This is a genomic window from Streptomyces milbemycinicus (genome assembly GCF_002154605.1).
In the GTDB taxonomy this organism is placed as follows: Bacteria; Actinomycetota; Actinomycetes; order Streptomycetales; family Streptomycetaceae; genus Streptomyces; species Streptomyces milbemycinicus.
In genome coordinates, this window is the sequence record NZ_MUNE01001025.1 from 1 (window position 1) to 574 (window position 574).

Annotated in this window: 1 protein-coding gene; it reads right to left on the reverse strand. The window is 69.5% G+C overall.

Annotated elements, in window-relative coordinates; genetic code table 11:
- Positions 1 to 237: 237 nt before the first annotated feature.
- A partial coding sequence (locus CCN51_RS50570; protein WP_143676202.1) for an SLATT domain-containing protein occupies positions 238 to 574 on the reverse strand: 337 nt, incomplete at its 5' end.

The following is a 574-nucleotide window of genomic DNA, read 5'->3' on the forward strand; positions in this document are numbered from 1 at the left end:
CCAGCTGCTCGCGCAGCTTGGCCAGCTCCCTTTCCGCGTCCGCGACGGCCTTCCGGGTGGCCTGTACGCGCTTTATGTCGGGGTGCTGGTAGTCCGGGTGCGCGGCGGGGTCCTTCTGCTCTCTCATATGCCAAAGAATGGCATCCAAGACCACTGATCACAAGACTGCTGAAGGTGGCACTGCTGTATGCCGAGCAGTAATGCGTCCCTGCCGTGCAACCCCGGTGATCGTCAGCGCTACCGGGGCGGCTCCGGCGGGCGCTGGCGCGGCATGTTGGGGCGGGCGGTGGGCGGCATCGGGAGGCGGTTCGTGGGGCCTCCGCCCTCCGGGCGGGAGCCCTGGGCGACCAGGGTCTGGGTGAACAGGGGCGCCGAGCCGGAGCCGAAGTCCACCATCCAGCCCGCGGTTTCGGTCCGTACGAGCTCCGATACGTCCTCACAGAAGCGGCGCAGTACGGCCAGACAGCGCTCCACGGCCTCGGCCGCGGTGCCCTCGGTCGGGCCGAGCACTTCGCGTACGCTCTCCGACGCCCAGTCGAACTGCAGCGTCTCCAGCCGCCGCTGTACGGCCTGC